The sequence below is a fragment of the Bradyrhizobium sp. cir1 genome (genome assembly GCF_014198245.1).
Lineage (GTDB): Bacteria > Pseudomonadota > Alphaproteobacteria > Rhizobiales > Xanthobacteraceae > Bradyrhizobium.
Map to the genome: position 1 here is coordinate 780931 of NZ_JACIHE010000002.1, position 16889 is coordinate 797819.

Below are 16889 nucleotides of genomic sequence, written 5' to 3' on the forward strand. Positions count from 1 at the left end.
ACCAACTGCTTTTCCCTGGCGCCGGTACCTTTTGGAGAGATCGATGACCGTAGCAGACGACGTAACCCTGAACGTAGCGCCGGACGAGGCGGCGAGCTTGCGACGGATCGTGTGGTCGAGCGTGATCGGCACCGCGGTCGAATGGTACGACTTCCTCATCTACGGCACCGCAACCGCACTGGTGTTCAACAAGGTCTTCTTCGCCGCCGGCAATCCCACGCTTGCCACCATCGCCGCCTTCGGCACCTACGCGGTCGGCTTCCTGGCGCGGCCGCTGGGCGCCGCGATCTTCGGCCATTACGGCGACCGGGTCGGGCGCAAGGCGATGCTCGCGATCACGATCATGGTGATGGGCATCGGCACCTTCCTGATCGGCCTGCTGCCGACCTACCAGCAGATCGGCATCGCAGCGCCGCTGCTGCTGATCGGGCTGCGCTTCCTCCAGGGCATCGGCCTCGGCGGCGAATGGGGCGGCGCCGTGCTGATGGTGGTGGAGAATTGCCCGACGCATCGCCGCGGCCTGCTCGGCAGCATGGTGCAGGTCGGCAATCCCATCGGCAATCTCGCTGCGATCGGTATGTTCGCGCTGGTGGCGAGCCTGCCGGAGGGCGACTTCATGGCTTACGGCTGGCGCATTCCCTTCCTGATTTCGATCCTCCTGGTTGGCGTCGGCCTCTACATCCGCCTCAACATGGAGGAGACCGCGGCCTTCCGTCAGGTTCAGGCCAAGAAGGACGTTGCGAAGCTGCCGCTGGTCGAGATCTTCACGCATCACCGCAGGCCCTTCTTCACAGCGGTCGGTCTCAAGATTTCCGAGATCGCCTATGCCAGCATCGGCGGCGTGTTCGTGATGTCCTACGCCACCGCCATTCTGGGATTGCCGCGGGCGGTGGTGCTGAACGGCGCCTTTGCCGCGTCGCTGGTCGCGCTGCTTGCCATTCCGCTGTTCGGCTGGCTGTCCGATCTCGTCGGCCGCAAGACCATGTTCTACGCGAGCTGCCTGTTCTCGGCGCTGTTTGCCTTCCCGCTGTTCTGGCTGCTCGACACCCGCGATTCCACCATCGTCATCTGCGCCATCGTGGTCGCGATCACCTTCGGTCAGATGGTGATGTTCGGCATCGGCGCGCCCTGGTATTCCGAATTGTTCTCCGCGCGGCTGCGCTATAGCGGCGCTTCGCTCGGCTTTCAGGTCGGTGCTGCCCTGAGCGGCGGGTTGACCCCGCTGATCGCGGCCTCTCTGATGGCGTGGAGCGGCGGCGCCACCTGGCCGGTCTCGCTGCTGCTGATCGCCTGCGCCGCCATCACCGCGACTGCGACCAGGTTCGCGCCCGAGATGGCGAACAAGGAACTGACCTGATTCCGCCGCGCGCCGCCATCTGCGGCGCGCCATCGCTTCTGACAAGGATTTTGTCATGCTCGACATCGTCAGCGCCGGCTCGGCGCAAAAGACAGCACAACTCGGCTGGACCGGCGTGGTGCGCTTCCTCCATCTCGCTCCGCGTGCGTTCCTGCCGATGCGCGCAGCCGAGACGATCACCCTCGTCGCCGGCAAGGGGATCGAGGGCGACCGCTACATGATCGGCAAGGAGGAGGGGTTTTACTCGCACAAGCCGGAAGAGGGCCGGCAGGTCACCCTGTTCGAGCTCGAGACGCTGATCGCGCTCAAACGCGATGCCGGCATCGAGCTCGGTCCCGAAGAGCATCGGCGCAATGTCACGGTCGAAGGCGTGCCGCTCAACCACCTCGTCGGCCGCCGCTTCTGGCTGGGCGACACTCTGTTGGAAGCGACGCGGCTGTCGGTGCCGTGCCGGCATATAGAGGAGATCACCGGCAAGGCGATCTTCGATCCCCTGATCAATCGCTCCGGCCTCAACTGCAGGATCCTGCAGGGCGGCATCGTCAGGGTCGGCGACACCGTGCGGAATGCGGCATGAGTGCGCGCCCGATTACGACGGTCAAGACGATCGTCACCGGCATCGAGGAGGCGGGGGCAGACATCAAGCTGTTCACGCTGGCCGATCCTGACCGATGGGAGTTGCCGCCGTTCAAGCCCGGCGCGCACATCGACCTGCATCTGCCGAACGGGCTCGTGCGGACTTACTCGCTGTGCAACGAGCCTGCGGACAACACGCGCTATGTCATCGCAGTCAAGCGCGAAGCAGACGGGCGCGGTGGTTCGCGCGCGCTTCACGATGACGTCGGGGTTGGCGATATCATCGGCGTTTCATTGCCGCGCGGCGGGCTGGCGCCCGATGCGCGCATCGGGCGCTACATGTTCGTGGCGGGTGGCATCGGCGTGACGCCGTTCCTGTCCGTGGTGCGGCATCTCCAACGCACCGCGCAGGCCGAATTCACGCTGCATCTGGTCGCGCGCGAGGAGGTGCCGCTCGCCGCGCATCTCGGCTCACTGATCGAGGCGGGGACTGTCGTCGTGCATCGGACGTCGCGAGCGGGACGTCCGGATCTCGCGGAGTTGGTCGGCGATCCCGATCCGGAGACCCTGGTGGCTTGCTGTGGCCCGGAAGGCATGACCGAGGATTTCGAGCGCCTGACCACAGCCTGGCCAACGGCCAACGTTCACATCGAACGCTTTGTCGCGCCGCCACCGATCATCGATCCCGACGCCAAACCATTCACATTGTCGCTTGCGCGCTCGGGTACCGAGATCCAGGTGCGCGCCGGCCAGACCATGTTGGCCGCGTTGCAGGAGGGCGGCATCGACATCGCGACCTCCTGTTGCGGCGGCATCTGCGGCGCCTGCAAGGTCGGATGGATCGAGGGCAGACCGGTCCATCGCGACCGCATCCTGTCGCCCTATGAGCGGGAGCGCTATCTCATGGTTTGCGTCGCCGGATCGGACGCGGAGCGGCTGGTGCTGGACCTCTGAGCTACCAGTGCACGCTCTGGCTCGGCACGATGATCGCAGTCGTGCTCGGCGGCGTCGCGAGGCTCGTCGCAAGATACCAGCCGGAGCCGACCGCGAGTGCGAGCAGGGCGACGATGGCGAGCAGGTCGAGGGTTCTGGGGTCGTGATGCGCCCTGGGACCGAGACTTGATCCAGGTCTGAAGTGAAAAAGAGGGCTGATTTTCCAGCGCATTGTTGTTTCCTCCCGTGGGAGTATCACAACAACGCGAGGGGACGGTTCCGGTTCCCCTGAGGTCAGCAACGCGGCAACTCAGGACGAATTCACGCCGCGCCAGCGGGCATACCGCCAGGGCAGATACCAGCGCGCGTTTTGGGGCGCGGCGAGCGGCACATTGTCGATGCCCGACGTGCCGTACGGATTGCAGCGGAGCAGGCGCGCGAGCGTCATCCAGCCGCCGGCCCAGAGCCCGAAGCGCTCGATCGCCTCATCGCCATAGACGGAGCAGGTCGGCAGGTGCCGGCAATTGTATCCGACCAGCGGCGAGAGCGTGTGGCGATAGAGCCAGATTAGGGCACGGCCAAATCTCCGCGGCAGGCGAAGGAGGCTCTCGACGGGAATGGAACAATGCTCGCAGGTTGAATGCTTCATGGGCGCGTTGCTGCGACGTTAAGCGAGGTGTTGCTCGGTTCCGGCGCAGGGAACTGTAAGGTGTTGTTTGCGCGCCATATTTTGCCTGCTTTCTGGGAGCAGTGCAGCAAGTATCTGTGGACGATCTGTATTCGCCCGGATACCATTTTTATGACGCCCGTGTGTAGAAACATACGCCTGTATGATGGACTCAGAGGGCGCTACCGGGGATTGTTTGGCGACCTTGGGGCTTTGGGGAAGGAACCAGATTGAAACTTCTGAACTCCCTTGATCTTCGCGGCTGGCTGCTGGTGGGAACCGCCGTCTGTGGAGTCGCGCTGGCCGGCGCCGTCGCGACATTCGGGTCGTCGGCCCGAGCGGGTAGCGCTCTCGAAGAGCGCAAGCTGCCGATGAAGTTCAGCTGGGTCGCTTGCGAGCCGAACTGCCGCGGCTGGGTCAGCGCGGTCGGCATCATCACCGCCGATACGCCCAAGCAGTTCGAAGAGTTTGCGCGCGGACGCCAGCTCGGCGGTGCCACCGTGGTGCTCGATTCCAGCGGCGGTTCCGTCAACGACGCAATCACGCTCGGCCGGCGCTTCCGCAATCTCGGGCTTCTGACCACCGTCGGCATCAGCCTTCAGAACCGCGGCGGCCAGTCGGCCCGTCCGGCGGTCGCGCCCGAGGCCTATTGCGAGTCCATGTGCGTGTTCCTGCTGCTGGCCGGCAAGAAGCGCTACGTGCCGGAAGCGGCCCATGTCCGCGTCCACCAGATATGGATGGGTGACCGCGCCGACGATGCCAAGGCGGCAGGCTACAGCGCCCAGGACCTGATGATCGTGGAACGCGACATCGGCCGCCTCGCGAAATACACCTTCGACATGGGCGGCGCCGGCGATCTGCTGTCGCTCGCGCTCAGCGTGCCGCCCTGGGAAGATCTGCACGAGCTCGATGCAGGCGAGCTGAAGCTCACCAACCTGGTGACGACGGATCTCGTCGCCGACGTGCTGCCGCATGTGGACCTCACAGCGCCGGCGATGGCGGAACTCGCACCGAAGACGCAGGCGAGGTTCGGTGCCGAACCGGAGCAGCCGGCCAAGTCGACCAAGACGGCGGAAGCCCTGGTGCCCACGGGCAGCGCGGCAGCGCCGGCGACAGCGGCGCAGAAGTAAGCTCTCCACAGTCATTGCGGGGCGTCGCAAAGCGACGAACCCGGAATCCAGATGTTGTAGCGCGAGATTCTCAGGTGCGCACTTGCGCACCATAGTTCGCGCTGGCGCGCGCCCCGGAATGACGTCGATGTCGATGGGGGCTCAGCCCTGTGCCGCGGCGGGCTGCTTGGCCTTGGACTCGATCTGACCGATCGCGTCGACCACTGCATCGAAGGTCAGCAGTGTCGAGGCGTGCCGCGCCTTGTAGTCGCGGACCGGTTCGAGGAACTTGATCTCCTCCCATTTGCCTTGAGGAGGAGCGCCATTCTCCTTGAGCATCTTGCGAACGGTTTCGCGTAACTCACGGAGTTCGCTCGCAGTCGAGCCGACCACGTGACTTGCCATGATGGATGAAGAGGCCTGTCCCAGCGCGCAGGCCTTCACGTCATGGGCGAAGTCGGTGACCGTGTCGCCAGCCATCTTGAGGTCGACCTTCACGGTCGAGCCGCACAGCTTGGAGTGGGCGGTCGCGGTGGCATGGGGGTCCGACAGCCGCCCGAGGCGCGGAATATTCCCGGCCAGCTCGATGATCCGCTTGTTATAAATGTCGTTCAGCATGTGATGGAGTCCAACACTTCCACACCCACTTCCGGGCCGGATCGGCCTTGGCGGGCGCCGCCCACGGTCCTATATAGGGGCGGAACTGGCGGAAAAACAGTCCAGCGGTGCGGCGGCGCTGATCCAGATCTGCGCCGCCAGCGTTATGACCTCGGGACCTTTTTTCGCCGAAACTGTTCTGTTCAGGCGTCCGGCGGCTTGGCCGCCCCGTCTGCCGGTGACACTCCGGCCGTTGAGGCCGTCGAACGGAGTCGATATGGACGCTGCAATCAAATCCATCCGCCCCAACAAGCCCTCCGACCGGCAGCCTGAGAGCCGCCCGGCCGAACTTGACCCTGCCGAATTCCTCGCGGTCGCCGTCCGCGCCGACCAGCCGCGCCCTGCGCGCGCCGAGGCGGAAGCGGCGGTGAAGACACTGCTCGCCTATATCGGCGAGAACCCCCAGCGCGAGGGCCTGCTCGACACGCCGCGCCGTGTGGTCGAGGCCTTCGACGAGCTCTATCAGGGCTACCACCAGTGCCCGGCCGAGGTGCTCGACCGTACCTTCGGCGAGACCGCGGGCTATGACGATTTCGTGCTGGTGCGCGACATCGAGTTCACCTCGCAATGCGAGCATCACATGATGCCGTTCTACGGCAAGGCGCATATCGCCTACACCCCGGTGGAGCGCGTCGTCGGCCTGTCGAAGCTCGCCCGCCTGACCGACATTTTCGCCCGGAGGCTTCAGACCCAGGAACATCTGACGGCGCAGATCGCGGCGGCCATCGACGAGATCCTGAAACCCCGCGGCGTTGCCGTGCTGATCGAGGCCGAGCATACCTGCATGTCGGTGCGTGGCGTTGCCAAGCATGGCGCCTCCACCTTCACCAGCCGCTTCACCGGCATGTTCCGCGACAATCCGGCGGAGCAGGCCCGTTTCCTGTCCCTGGTGCGAGGCCTGCAGCGCTGACCTCGCGAACGCTCTAAGCGAGGAAGCCGTGTCCGCTCACTCCCATGAGATCGAGGAAGGCCTCGCCTTCCTGCCGAAGTTCGACGCGAACGGCCTCGTGACGGTCGTCGCGACCGACGTCGCCACCGGCGACGTGCTGATGGTCGCCCACATGAACGACGAGGCGCTGCGCAAGACCATCGCGACGGGCGAAGCCTGGTACTTCAGCCGTTCGCGCAATGCATTGTGGCGAAAGGGTGAGACCTCAGGTCAAACCCAGCGCGTGGTCGAGATGCGCACCGATTGCGATCAGGATGCGGTCTGGATCCGCGTCGAGCAGATCGGCGCGGCCTGCCACACCGGGCGGCGGTCGTGCTTCTACCGCAAGGTCGAGGCGGAAGGCGGGGGAGCCAGGCTGGTCTTTACCGAGGCCGAGCGGCTGTTCGATCCGAACGACGTCTATAAGAAGTAGCACTCTGTCATTCCGGGGCGCGCGGAAGCGCGAGCCCGGAATCCATCGCAAGGCATCGCGCGCGGCTGGATGGATTCCGGGCTCATCGCTTCGCGATGCCCCGGAATGACAGGGAGAGCCGAATTAACCCCGCATTAACCATACCTGTCCCACGGTGAGACGACAGGGCGCCGAATTGCCGGCGTCGCTCAACGCCGCGCGGGGCGGGCACTCCATCATGTCGGTCGACAATTCCAGTGCCTCACAGACGGCGGGTCTCGATCCGTCGCGGGCGCGCGTCGCCGGTGCGATCAAGCAGGCCTCGAACATCTCCGGCGTCAGCTTCCAGTACATGCTGACCACCGCCAAGATGGAATCGGATTTCGATCCGACGGCGGGCGCCACCACGTCGTCAGCGCACGGGCTCTACCAGTTCATCGACCAGACCTGGCTCGGCACCGTGAAAGAGGCGGGCGCCCAGCTTGGCTATGGCAGCTACGCCGACGCCATCATCAGGACGTCGTCCGGCGCCTATTCGGTCGACGACCCCGTCATGAAGCGGTCGATCATGAAGCTGCGCGACGATCCCGAGGCCGCATCCAGCATGGCCGCGGCGCTGACGCAGTCGAACAGCTTCAAGCTCACCGGCCTGCTCGGCCGCAGGCCGTCCGACAGCGAGCTCTATATGGCGCATTTCATGGGCGTCGGCGGGGCTGCAAAACTCATCGCCAATGCCGAGGACAATCCGCAAGCCGTCGGCGCGCGGATGTTTCCCAACGCGGCCGCGGCCAACCGCTCGATCTTCTACGCCAGGGACGGCCGCGCTCGCAGCGTCTCCGAGGTCTATTCGGTGCTGGATGCCCGGTATGCCAGCGCGGCGAATTCGAAAGTCACGCGCAGTGCGATGGCGATGTATGGCGGCACGCCGTCGACCACTGAGGTCGCCAGCGCCAACGGCGTGCAGCCCGCAGTGCCCGTCATCGACAACGCCGCCTATCTCCAGACCTTCCCGAATACACGCGCCGTGACGCCTGCCAGCGCGACGTCGTCAACGACGGTCGCGGACAATGCGCCGAGCACGCCGGTGTTTCGCTCGATCTATCAGCCCGGCGATGCCACGCAGCCGGTCTCGGCGACGGTGCAGAAATTGTGGGGCAACAACGCCTCGCTCACCTCGGTCGCCTCGGCCACGCCGGACGTGCGCCCGCCGCAGCCACTCGATCTCTTCAGCGACCGCAGCGGCACGTTCTCGAGCTGACGTCCGCTCTCGTGTCCCGGACAAGGCGCGGCGCGACGTGGCGCCGCCGAGCCGGGACCCATGCTCCCGCGAATCCTTCCGTTGAAAATGTGCCCCGGCTCTGCTGCGCATCGCCGAAGAGGCGCTGCGCAGCGTCCTGGGCACGTGAGCCGGGCGTCTCGGTTCCCTTAACAAAACGTCAATAAAACCAGCCAGTTATGGTGAACGCTTTGTTAAGCGTCGTGGTTTATTTTGTGTTGCAGGTGACGAGCCGTCACCATTTTCGTTTGTTGTGTAAGCCGGAAGCAGCATGATTGTTCGGCAGTTTATCAATTGGATCAGGACGGCGCCCGCCGGCGAGCGGGCCGAGGCAACGCGGGCATTGGCCCGGGCCTGGCTGATCTCGGACCTTTCTCATGACGACCGCATCGCCGCCGAAGGCGCGCTTCTGATGCTGCTCGACGATCCCTCGCCGCTGGTGCGGCAGGCGATGTCCGAAGCTTTTGCGCGCAGCCTTGACGCCCCGGCCTCGATCGTGCGGGCGCTGTCGGCGGACCAGCCGACCGTCGCGCTGCCGGTACTCGAACATTCCCCGCTGCTGATCGATGCCGATCTCGTCGACATCGTTGCGACCGGCAATGACGAGGTGCAGTGCGCGGTCGCCCGCCGCATCGCGCTGCCGGTGTCGGTCTGCGCCGCCATCGCCGAAGTGGGCTGCGCGGCCGCAGCGCTGGAGCTGATCGAAAATCCGCACGCCGAGCTTGCGCCGTTCTCGTGGACTCGCATCGTCGAGCGTCACGGCCATCTTGCCGCTATCCGCGAAGCGATGCTGGTGCTGGACGATCTGCCGGCCGCAACCCGCGCGGCGCTGGTCGCAAAGCTCTCGGAGACGCTGGCGCAGTTCGTCGTGGCGCGGAACTGGCTGAGCGCTGATCGTGCCGAGCGCATGACGGTCGAGGCGCGCGATCGCTCCACCATCAACATCGCGGCGCGCTCGCGCGGCGAGGACATGCAGGGCCTGGTGCATCATCTCCGCGTCACCGGCCAGCTGACCGCCGGTCTCATTCTGCGCGCGCTGCTGTCGAGCAATCTCGACCTGTTCGACGCGGCCTTGGCCGAGCTCGCCGATGTGCCGCTGGCGCGCGTCACCGCTCTGCTCCACGACCGCGGCGGCAACAGCCTGCACGCGCTGCTGCGCCGTGCCGGCCTTCCCGAAGCGACCTTTGCGGCGTTCCAGGTGGCGCTCGATGCCTGTCACGAGCAGGGTTTCGTCGACAGCGACGACGGCGCGGCGCGGCTGCGCCGGCGCATGGTCGAGCGCGTGCTCACCCATTGCGAGACCGACCGCGGCGCCACCGAGCCGCTGATGGTCCTGCTCCGCCGTTTCGCCACCGAGTCCGCGCGCGAAGAGGCAAGGTTGTTCTGCGACGAGATCGTTGCGGATGATGCGGTCGATCCGGTTTACGACGATCTGATTGCGGCCTAGCGAGATGCCGTAGGGTGCGCAAAGGCGCTCTTGCGCCGTGCCCACCACCTCTCTGTATAATTCGAGCTGATTGGTGGGCACGCTCCGCTTTGCCCACCCTGCGATACTTATCGTGCCGATAGAGCAGGCCCAAACCCCGTCATTGCGAGCGCAGCGAAGCAATCGAGAAATCCCACCGCGGGGACAGTCTGGATTGCTTCGCTGCGCTCGCAATGACGAGAGGAGAGGGTCCTTACTCCGCCGGCACGATGCTCGGCGCCAGGATCGCTTCGAGATGCTCGGGGCGGTCGCGGTTGACCTGGGTGAGATAGTCGTCGGCGACCTTGCGCAGGCGGCGGCTGAGCTCGGCGGAGACGCTGATGCTGTCGAGCCTCGTGTTCTCGTGCACGATGGCCAGGACGGCATTGATGTGATGCGTGAACAACTCGGCCGGCACCTTCTCAAGATCAGGGGCGTGCTCGATGACGCGGCAAAGGCTCTCGGCGATTCCCGCCGCCGCCGGGAAGCCGAATGTCGCGGCGTCGCCCTTGATGTCGTGCGCGGCGCGGAACAGCTCGTCGCGCCGCTCCTTGGAAAAGCCGTCATTGCGGATGGCGACGTAGGCGGCCGACAGGCGGTTGACCTCGGTTGCCATCCAGTCCTTGAACTCGCCGGAGAGACCCGCGAGCGCCTGCTCGGCACGGCTGACCGGATCGTCCATGTCCTTCTCTTCGATGCGGCGCAGAACCTTGCGCAGCGGATTGGGCTGCGTGATTACTTGATGCGTGGCGAAGGCTTTGACCTCGATGTCCTTTGCGCTGTTCTTCGCCATGATGCCTGCCTCGTCTGAAGACGTTGCGCTAGATGGAGGAGCGGGCCTTGTCGAGCAGCGAGGGCTGCTGCAGCACCTCGTGCTTTTCGCCGACGCGGCGCTCGGGGCCCATATAGGCGGAGTTGGTGTTGCGGCGCCGGTCCGGTCCGAAATAGGTCTTGGTCTTGATGAAGGGGCGGGGATTGGCGACGACGTTCAGGATGCGCTGGTAGAGCCCCTTGGCCGAGATCGGCTTGGCCAGGAATTCGGTGACGCCGGCATCGCGCGCGACCGTGACGCGGCGCTTCTCGGAATGGCCGGTCAGCATGATGATCGGCGCGTAAGGATTGCCCTTGGATTCCGGCTGCCGGATCATCTGCGCGAGCTCGAGCCCGTCGAAGATCGGCATCGCCCAGTCGGTGATGACGATGTCGGGCACGTAATGGCTGTACATTTCCAGCGCCGTGGCGCCGTCCTCGGCTTCATAGACCTCGCGCGCGCCGAACGAATGCAGCAGCGTCCGCAGGATGCGGCGCATATGCGGATTGTCGTCGCAGACGAGGAAGCGCAGCTTGTTGAAGTCGATACGGAACATGACGCCCGGGCCAAAGCGGTCAACCTTCGTTAACCATATCGTGGCGGGGGTTAACGAAGGGTTGCCGACGGGCGGCGGGCAGGAGGGCTCAGTAGCCGAACTGCTCGCGTAAAATGCGCTCTTCCAGGCTGTGGCCGGGGTCAAACAGCATGCGCATCGAGATGGTCTTGTCCGAGAGCACCTCGACGCGGCGGACGTCGCGCACCTCGTCATGGTCGGCGACCGCCGCGACCGGTCGCTTGTCGCCTTCGAGCACCTCGATCACGACATAGGCCGTATTGGGCAGCAGCGCGCCGCGCCAGCGGCGCGGGCGGAAGGCGCTGATCGGCGTCAGCGCCAGCAGGGCGGCGTTGATCGGCAGGATCGGTCCCTGGGCGGAGAGGTTGTAGGCGGTCGAGCCGGCCGGCGTCGCCACCATGATGCCGTCGGCAATCAGCTCGGGCATGCGCTCGCGCTCGTCGATCAGGATACGCAGCCGCGCGGCCTGGTAGGTCTGCCGGAACAGGGCGACCTCGTTGATGGCGTGGTGCAGGTGAACGCGGTCATTGACGTCGGTCGCCCGCATCAAGAGCGGATTGATCTCGGATTCATGGGCCGCCTCGAGCCGCGCACGCAGATCGTGGGTCGAATATTCGTTCATCAGGAAGCCGACCGTGCCGCGGTGCATGCCGTAGATCGGCTTTCCCGTGTGCATGTTCTGGTGCAGCGTCTGGAGCATCAACCCGTCGCCGCCGAGCGCGACCACGATGTCGGCATCCTTCGGGTCGCAATTGCCATAGTCGCTGGTGAGCTGGCCGATCGCGGCCTGCGCCTCGCTGCTCGGGCTGGCGACGAAGGCGATCCGTTCGTATCGCGAGGGCTTGGTCATGGCTTTTCGGGCAGGCCCGCTGGCTCGAGAAAGTTCCGCCGGGCTCGTCTATACGAGGTGGGGCTGCATTGTCGAGGATGACCACCCTTCAAGGCAAACGGCCGACTGCCGGATTCGGGGCAAACCGGGTCGTTTCGAGCCCGATCGGCCTCCCAAGGGGGCGCCTCGTCAATGATTCCCCAAACCGTCGCAATTCCGCGCTAGCCTTGCGGCCCCACCGGCTCTCACGGCCGAGCAGGAGAACGATCATGGTCACGAGCTTGCCGGCGCTGCGTTGCACGGTCCTGGTGCTGGCAGTGTCGGCTTTCGCACTCGCAGGATTTGCGCGCGCGGATGATCCGCCGCAGCCGCGCTCCGAGACGACGGCGCCAGCCGGACAGAAGGGCGGGCGCGGTGGTGGCGCGCAAAGTGCGTCGCAGAATTCGCCGGCCTCCGAGCCGCACCGTCTCCCGCCGGATTCGACCACGAAGCAAACGCTCGATCTGCCCGGCCGTGCCCTCAACTTCGCCGCGACCGCAGGCTCCATCCGTGTGTTCGACGGCAAGGGCGAGCCGCTGGCCGACATCGCCTACACGTCCTACGAGCTCGACGGTGCCGACCGGGCGACGCGCCCGGTGACCTTCCTGTTCAACGGCGGACCCGGCGCGTCCTCGGCCTGGCTCCAGTTCGGCGCGGCGGGGCCGTGGCGCCTGCCGCTCGACGGCGAAGCGCTGTCGCCGTCGGCTTCACCCGAGGTGAAGCCGAATGCGGAAACCTGGCTCGACTTCACCGATCTCGTCTTCATCGACCCTGTCAGCACCGGCTACAGCCGCTTCGTGGCGAGCGGTGAGGACGCGCGCAAATCCTTCTACTCCGTCGACGGCGACGTCAATTCGATCGCGCTCGTGATCCGCCGCTGGCTCGAGAAACACGACCGGCTGATCTCGCCGAAATACGTCGCGGGCGAAAGCTATGGCGGCATTCGCGGGCCGAAGGTCGTGCGCCAGTTGCAGCTCCAGCACGGCGTCGGCGTCAGGGGATTGATCCTGGTGTCGCCGCTGCTCGACTTCCGCGAGTTCACAGGCACGAGCCTCCTGCAATATGTCGCGACGCTGCCGAGCTATGTCGCGGTGGCGCGCGCAGCGAAAGGCCCGGTCAAGCGCGCCGATCTCGCCGACGTCGAGGCTTACGCGCGCGGCGAATTCCTGGCTGACCTCGTCAAGGGCGAGGCCGACAAGGAGGCGACCACCCGGCTGGCCGACAAGGTCGCCGAGCTCACCGGCATCGACCAGGCGGTGAGCCGCAGGCTCGCCGGCCGCTTCGACGTCGGCGAATTCCGCCGCGAGTTCGACCGCAAGAACGGCAAAGTGACGGGACGCTATGATGCCTCGGTGCGCGGCTTCGATCCCTATCCGGATTCAGGCAATTCGCGTTTCGGCGACCCTTCCGGCGATGCGCTCCAGGCGCCACTGACGAGCGCCGCGGTCGATGTCCTCACGCGCAAGCTCAACTGGCGGCCCGATGGCTCCTACGAGGTCCTGAACGGCGCCGTCGAGGGCAACTGGGATTTCGGCCGCGGCATCAACCCGCCGCAATCGGTGTCGGACCTGCGCCAGATCCTTGCAACCGACGCGAAGCTGAACCTGCTGGTCGCGCACGGCCTGTTCGATCTCGCCACACCCTATTTCGGAACGAAGCGGGTGCTCGACCAATTGCCTGGATTCGCGACCCGGCGCGTGAAATTCGCCGTCTATCCCGGCGGTCACATGTTCTATTCGCGCGACGGCTCTCGGCAAGCCCTGCGCGGCGAGGTCGAGACGCTGATCAGGGAGTAGAGCATGATCCGGAAAAGTGCGTAGCGGTTTTCCGATAAGATCATGCTCCAACTAAACAGGCCGCCGCTTGCGCGGCGGATAGCGGCGCGCGATCTCGCGTGCCACGACCTTTTCCGGCTTCACGTTGGCGCCGGCAAGCCAGATGTCGCTGACTTTGCCGCGCTTGTCGCGCACGCGGCGCACGGGCTCGCCGTGACTGGAATAGCCGGCGGCCCAGGCGAGCTTGCCGGTGTCGCGGCCTGTCACCTCGATCTCGCCGGCGTCCATGAACGGGTTGTTGAACTGCGGGTTGGCGACGAGCACGCGGTTGCCCATCGGCACCAGATCGGTCGCACCCCACATCGTCCACCATCGGCCGGTCCAATCGCGCACGCGGCGGTCGGGCGCGCCGCGGGTGTTGAAGGTGCGCAGGATCTGTATCGCGCCGTCCATCCAGAACGGCGCGGCGCCGTCGATGGAGTTGCTGAGAATGCTGATCGCGAGGTCGCAGGCCGGAATCGAGCAGGTGCGCGAGATGTAGCCCTGGAAGCCGCCGCTATGGCCGAACCAGTCCCAGCCGTCGGTCTTGCCGGCGTTGACGCCGAGACCGTAATAGGCATCGAAGCTTTGCGGGATTCGCCAATGATGCCGCGTCATCTCGCGGCGGCTTACGACCGAGAGCATGCTCTTTTTCGCGTTGGGTGCAAGCTGCGCGAAGAAGCGGGCGGTGTCGGCGGCGGTCGCGACGAAGCCTGCGGCCGAGGCCATGGCGTAAGCGGGATTGTCGCCTGGGATCACGCAACGCTCGCCGAACGGCAGTTTTCGGGTATGGCCGCGCGCGAACAGCGCGCCCTTGGGCAGCGGCGCATTCGGCTCGGTCTCGCGCAGCCCCGCGGGCTCGATGATCTCGCGCTTGATCCAGACGGAGTAGGGCTCCTTCGTCACCGCTTCGATGACGAGGCCGATCAGGGCAAAACCGTGATTGGAATATTTGAAGCGCGTGCCGGGCTCGATCGCCGTCGGCAGCTTCAATTCCGCGAGCAGCTCTTTGGCGTCGAGATAGGAGCGGCTGTCGATGAACTGGCCGGAATCGGCGCCATCGCGGGTCAGCCCCGCGCTATGCGAGAGCACCTGTGCAATCGTCGTCTCGGCGACGCGCGGGTGCAGGCCGCCGACATACTGGCCGACGGTGTCATCAAGCCGGAGCTTGCGCTGCTCGCGCAGCTTCATGATGCCGGCTGCGGTAAAACTCTTCGAATGCGAGGCGATGCGGAAGCGGTGGCGCGGAGTTAGCTTCTCGCCGGTGTCGAGATTGGCGAGGCCGAATGCGTGCTCGGCGACGATCTCGCCGCGATGGGCGAAGGCGACGATGACGCCGGGCTGCTGGATTGTCGTCTGCTGGAATTCGATCCAGGAGCCGATGTAGTCAATCGCGGATCGCAGCCACGTATCCATTGCGCACCAATTGTGAGGGAGGATTCATGCGCGAAGGCTAGCCGAGAACGCGGAACGGGCACAACCTGAAAGGTTGTGCCCGTTCGCTTCGTTCGAAGATGCGGTGTCTTCAGTAGACGAGCGTCGCGCCGGTCGGCTTGTCGAGCGCTGCGGCTAGCGAGCGATATTCGGAGCTGTCGGTGCCGGCGAGCGATGCGATCTTGTTGAGGTGATACTGCGCCTGCTCGCGGTTGCCCTGCTCGAGCTGCCAGAGGCCGTAATACTGCCAGGTGCGAACGTGGTTCGGATCGTCCTTCAGCGCCAGCTCGTAATAGACCTTCGACGACTGGTAGTCGCCGAGCTTGCGATAGGAATAGCCGATCAGGTTGGCGACGTCGGCGACGTCATCGCGCTTGAGCGACTTCAGCTGGTCGATCGCGCGAGTGTAGTCGTGATTGTCGTAGATCGCAGTGTAGGCGGTGCGATAGGCCGCGAGGAACTTGGGATCGCTGACGGAGGAGCTCTTCTTCTTGCCCTTCTTGCTCGAGGAGTCCGACTTCGGCGGCGAGGAGGGCTCGTCGCTGCCCGCGGCGTAGGCGCTGGTCAGCACCGGCCCGGCTGCGAGTGCCATGGAAACAAGGCCTGGCAGCAGAAGCATTGAGAGTTTGCGCATCTAAGTTCTCCCGTATGAAGCGTGGCGATCCTACACGATTGCCCGAAGACCGGAACACCCAGGAGGGGAAAACATTCCCGCTTCGCACGATCTATTCGCCCTGGCGCAGATGACAAACTTGTCATCCAGATGAACGGAAGCCTGCAATCGGCTTCAGAATGGGTTCAGCGCGCGGCGCCTAGGCTCCCACCTACGATCGAAGGGTCGGCGAGAGGGCGCCGCCTCAAGATCCTTCCAAGAGGAGACCACCATGTTGAAGACCATTTCCGCAGCCTTGCTTGCAGCCTCCGTGATCGCAGCTCCGGCCTTCGCCGCAGAAGCCGGCAAGACCACCACGACCGCGCCGGTGATCAAGGCGGACCAGAGCCAGACCAAGGCATCGACCGCCGTGAAACCGGATGCCAGCATCAAGGCCGATGCCAAGACGTCGGACGTCAAGACAACGGGTGCCAAGGCTTCCGACGCGAAGGCTTCCGACGCGAAGGCTCCCGATGCCAAGGCGCCCGATGCGAAGGCCGACGTCAAGGCGGACGCCAAGGTCGACGGTAAGTCGAAGGCGATGAATGCGAACGCGGCGGTCACGCCCGACGAGCACAAGACGGTGCGGACGCATCGCCATCACCACAAGCATCTGTCGGCGAAGAAGTCGCTGAAGACGCAGCCGGACGTCACCAAGCCGGCGACGACCGAGAAGCGCAGCTAACGACTGATCCCACGCGGCGGCATCCCTGGCATTGCCCTGCTGCCGCGCGGAATTCAGGCCGGCCCGTCGTTCGGCGTCTTGCGCGAAAGTGCAGGGTGCCGGCGGCGGGCCGGTGCGTTACGCAAGCGAATTCCCTTCGCGCGACCTTGGGGCTAGAACGTCTTTCCGAGTCTGGGCGAGCGGAGAGCGTGACCTGTGGGGCGATTGGCGAAACGTGCGGTGAACGCGGCATTGATCCTGGCATTGCCGCTGGCGCTCGCGGCGTGTTTTGGCAGCGACGGCGACCGTCCATCCTTGATGGATGGGACCCAGGCCGGAGGACCGCAGCCCTTTCCCGACAATTTCCGCGGCGACACGCTGGCCTTGATGCGCACCTATCTCAACAACCCGGTCGGCGTGCGCGAGGCCAGCATGGCCGATCCGGTGCAACGGCCTGTCGGTGGCCGCCAGTTCTATGTCAGCTGCCTGCGCTTCAACCCGCGTGAGACCGACGGCAGCTACAAGGGAGCACGCGAGCGCGCCGTGATTTTCGTCAACGGACGTGCCGATCGCGTCGTCGACAAAGCCGGCGAGCTCTGCGCCGGCGCGGTTTACGCACCCTTTCCGGAACTGGAAAAGATGACGCGGTAGCGCAAAGCCCGCCTTCATCGGCTGGTGCTAGACGGAGGGCG

The 16889-nt window shown here is 65.3% G+C and carries 19 protein-coding genes; 11 read left to right on the plus strand and 8 right to left on the minus strand.

The window, feature by feature from the left end; translation table 11 throughout:
* Window positions 1-43: 43 nt before the first annotated feature.
* From GGD63_RS08220 to GGD63_RS08230, 3 genes are read left to right on the plus strand one after another with little or no spacing between them, the layout of a single operon-like run.
* Window positions 44-1357 (plus strand): MFS transporter, encoded by a 1314-nt coding sequence (locus GGD63_RS08220; RefSeq protein ID WP_183240630.1) that lies wholly within the window; start codon window positions 44-46, stop codon window positions 1355-1357.
* A 55-nt stretch (window positions 1358-1412) separates the two neighbouring features.
* A complete protein-coding gene (locus tag GGD63_RS08225) occupies window positions 1413-1934 on the plus strand; it encodes an MOSC domain-containing protein (protein WP_183240631.1) in 522 nt (173 codons plus the stop codon).
* A complete protein-coding gene (locus tag GGD63_RS08230) occupies window positions 1931-2887 on the plus strand; it encodes a PDR/VanB family oxidoreductase (RefSeq protein WP_183240633.1) in 957 nt (318 codons plus the stop codon). The genes GGD63_RS08225 and GGD63_RS08230 overlap by 4 nt, the downstream gene beginning before the upstream one ends.
* A 1-nt stretch (window position 2888) precedes the next feature.
* Here the strand turns inward: GGD63_RS08230 and GGD63_RS08235 are convergent, their stop codons facing one another.
* Together GGD63_RS08235 and yidD are read right to left on the minus strand one after the other, a co-directional pair.
* Window positions 2889-3098 (minus strand): hypothetical protein, encoded by a 210-nt coding sequence (locus GGD63_RS08235; RefSeq protein ID WP_183240635.1) that lies wholly within the window; start codon window positions 3096-3098, stop codon window positions 2889-2891.
* 78 nt (window positions 3099-3176) lie between these two features.
* A complete protein-coding gene (yidD, locus tag GGD63_RS08240; protein WP_183240637.1) occupies window positions 3177-3515 on the minus strand; it encodes a membrane protein insertion efficiency factor YidD in 339 nt (112 codons plus the stop codon).
* 248 nt (window positions 3516-3763) lie between these two features.
* Between yidD and GGD63_RS08245 the strand changes: the two genes are divergently transcribed.
* Window positions 3764-4663, plus strand: a complete 900-nt coding sequence (locus tag GGD63_RS08245; RefSeq protein WP_183240639.1) for a hypothetical protein — start codon at window positions 3764-3766, stop codon at window positions 4661-4663.
* A gap of 141 nt (window positions 4664-4804) precedes the next feature.
* On the opposite strand, the gene GGD63_RS08250 is transcribed toward GGD63_RS08245, so the two are convergent.
* Window positions 4805-5260, minus strand: a complete 456-nt coding sequence (locus tag GGD63_RS08250) for an iron-sulfur cluster assembly scaffold protein (protein ID WP_183240641.1) — start codon at window positions 5258-5260, stop codon at window positions 4805-4807.
* Between the two features lie 256 nt (window positions 5261-5516).
* On the opposite strand from GGD63_RS08250, the gene folE reads away from it, so the two are divergent.
* From folE to GGD63_RS08270, 4 genes are all read left to right on the plus strand, one after another.
* The gene (folE, locus tag GGD63_RS08255; RefSeq protein ID WP_183240642.1) at window positions 5517-6209 is read left to right on the plus strand and encodes a GTP cyclohydrolase I FolE; all 693 of its coding nucleotides are present in this window, start codon (window positions 5517-5519) and stop codon (window positions 6207-6209) included.
* Between the two features lie 28 nt (window positions 6210-6237).
* Entirely contained in the window at window positions 6238-6660 is a 423-nt protein-coding gene (gene hisI / locus GGD63_RS08260; RefSeq protein ID WP_183240644.1) for a phosphoribosyl-AMP cyclohydrolase, read from the plus strand.
* Window positions 6661-6835: 175 nt separating this feature from the next.
* Window positions 6836-7897, plus strand: a complete 1062-nt coding sequence (locus GGD63_RS08265; RefSeq protein ID WP_183240796.1) for a lytic transglycosylase domain-containing protein — start codon at window positions 6836-6838, stop codon at window positions 7895-7897.
* Window positions 7898-8186: 289 nt separating this feature from the next.
* Window positions 8187-9362 carry a DUF2336 domain-containing protein gene (locus GGD63_RS08270; protein WP_183240646.1) on the plus strand — a complete coding sequence of 392 codons (1176 nt, stop codon included), beginning with the start codon at window positions 8187-8189 and terminating at the stop codon, window positions 9360-9362.
* Between the two features lie 232 nt (window positions 9363-9594).
* On the opposite strand, the gene GGD63_RS08275 is transcribed toward GGD63_RS08270, so the two are convergent.
* The 3 genes from GGD63_RS08275 to GGD63_RS08285 form a co-directional block, all read right to left on the minus strand.
* Window positions 9595-10173 (minus strand): Hpt domain-containing protein, encoded by a 579-nt coding sequence (locus GGD63_RS08275; RefSeq protein WP_183240647.1) that lies wholly within the window; start codon window positions 10171-10173, stop codon window positions 9595-9597.
* A 28-nt stretch (window positions 10174-10201) separates the two neighbouring features.
* Window positions 10202-10747 (minus strand): response regulator, encoded by a 546-nt coding sequence (locus tag GGD63_RS08280; RefSeq protein ID WP_008549760.1) that lies wholly within the window; start codon window positions 10745-10747, stop codon window positions 10202-10204.
* 88 nt (window positions 10748-10835) lie between these two features.
* Complete coding sequence (locus GGD63_RS08285; RefSeq protein ID WP_183240649.1) at window positions 10836-11615, minus strand: NAD kinase; 780 nt, start codon at window positions 11613-11615, stop codon at window positions 10836-10838.
* Window positions 11616-11863: 248 nt separating this feature from the next.
* Here GGD63_RS08285 and GGD63_RS08290 point away from each other — a divergent pair, with 248 nt between their 5' ends.
* Window positions 11864-13429 (plus strand): S10 family peptidase, encoded by a 1566-nt coding sequence (locus tag GGD63_RS08290; protein ID WP_183240651.1) that lies wholly within the window; start codon window positions 11864-11866, stop codon window positions 13427-13429.
* A gap of 51 nt (window positions 13430-13480) precedes the next feature.
* On the opposite strand, the gene GGD63_RS08295 is transcribed toward GGD63_RS08290, so the two are convergent.
* Both GGD63_RS08295 and GGD63_RS08300 read right to left on the minus strand, forming a co-directional pair.
* Window positions 13481-14863 carry a serine hydrolase gene (locus tag GGD63_RS08295; RefSeq protein ID WP_183240652.1) on the minus strand — a complete coding sequence of 461 codons (1383 nt, stop codon included), beginning with the start codon at window positions 14861-14863 and terminating at the stop codon, window positions 13481-13483.
* Window positions 14864-14972: 109 nt separating this feature from the next.
* On the minus strand, window positions 14973-15515 hold the full coding sequence (locus GGD63_RS08300) for a lipopolysaccharide assembly protein LapB (RefSeq protein WP_183240654.1): 543 nt from the start codon (window positions 15513-15515) through the stop codon (window positions 14973-14975).
* A 250-nt stretch (window positions 15516-15765) separates the two neighbouring features.
* On the opposite strand from GGD63_RS08300, the gene GGD63_RS08305 reads away from it, so the two are divergent.
* Together GGD63_RS08305 and GGD63_RS08310 are read left to right on the plus strand one after the other, a co-directional pair.
* Window positions 15766-16218: a His-rich protein BRANT gene (locus GGD63_RS08305; RefSeq protein WP_183240656.1), complete on the plus strand. Its 453-nt coding sequence runs from the start codon at window positions 15766-15768 to the stop codon at window positions 16216-16218.
* Between the two features lie 195 nt (window positions 16219-16413).
* Window positions 16414-16848 carry a hypothetical protein gene (locus GGD63_RS08310; protein WP_183240657.1) on the plus strand — a complete coding sequence of 145 codons (435 nt, stop codon included), beginning with the start codon at window positions 16414-16416 and terminating at the stop codon, window positions 16846-16848.
* The last annotated feature ends 41 nt before the right edge of the window (window positions 16849-16889 follow it).

Excerpts from the sequence above, each read along its gene's own strand:
- GGD63_RS08305 (WP_183240656.1), top strand. The coding sequence starts at position 15,766 with ATGTTGAAGACCATTTCCGCAGCCTTGCTTGCAGCCTCCGTGATCGCA.
- GGD63_RS08225 (WP_183240631.1), top strand. The coding sequence starts at position 1,413 with ATGCTCGACATCGTCAGCGCCGGCTCGGCGCAAAAGACAGCACAACTC.
- GGD63_RS08295 (WP_183240652.1), bottom strand. The coding sequence starts at position 14,863 with ATGGATACGTGGCTGCGATCCGCGATTGACTACATCGGCTCCTGGATC.
- GGD63_RS08250 (WP_183240641.1), bottom strand. The coding sequence starts at position 5,260 with ATGCTGAACGACATTTATAACAAGCGGATCATCGAGCTGGCCGGGAAT.
- folE (WP_183240642.1), top strand. The coding sequence starts at position 5,517 with ATGGACGCTGCAATCAAATCCATCCGCCCCAACAAGCCCTCCGACCGG.
- yidD (WP_183240637.1), bottom strand. The coding sequence starts at position 3,515 with ATGAAGCATTCAACCTGCGAGCATTGTTCCATTCCCGTCGAGAGCCTC.
- GGD63_RS08280 (WP_008549760.1), bottom strand. The coding sequence starts at position 10,747 with ATGTTCCGTATCGACTTCAACAAGCTGCGCTTCCTCGTCTGCGACGAC.
- GGD63_RS08230 (WP_183240633.1), top strand. The coding sequence starts at position 1,931 with ATGAGTGCGCGCCCGATTACGACGGTCAAGACGATCGTCACCGGCATC.
- GGD63_RS08270 (WP_183240646.1), top strand. The coding sequence starts at position 8,187 with ATGATTGTTCGGCAGTTTATCAATTGGATCAGGACGGCGCCCGCCGGC.
- GGD63_RS08275 (WP_183240647.1), bottom strand. The coding sequence starts at position 10,173 with ATGGCGAAGAACAGCGCAAAGGACATCGAGGTCAAAGCCTTCGCCACG.
- GGD63_RS08235 (WP_183240635.1), bottom strand. The coding sequence starts at position 3,098 with ATGCGCTGGAAAATCAGCCCTCTTTTTCACTTCAGACCTGGATCAAGT.
- GGD63_RS08300 (WP_183240654.1), bottom strand. The coding sequence starts at position 15,515 with ATGCGCAAACTCTCAATGCTTCTGCTGCCAGGCCTTGTTTCCATGGCA.
- GGD63_RS08290 (WP_183240651.1), top strand. The coding sequence starts at position 11,864 with ATGGTCACGAGCTTGCCGGCGCTGCGTTGCACGGTCCTGGTGCTGGCA.
- GGD63_RS08285 (WP_183240649.1), bottom strand. The coding sequence starts at position 11,615 with ATGACCAAGCCCTCGCGATACGAACGGATCGCCTTCGTCGCCAGCCCG.
- GGD63_RS08220 (WP_183240630.1), top strand. The coding sequence starts at position 44 with ATGACCGTAGCAGACGACGTAACCCTGAACGTAGCGCCGGACGAGGCG.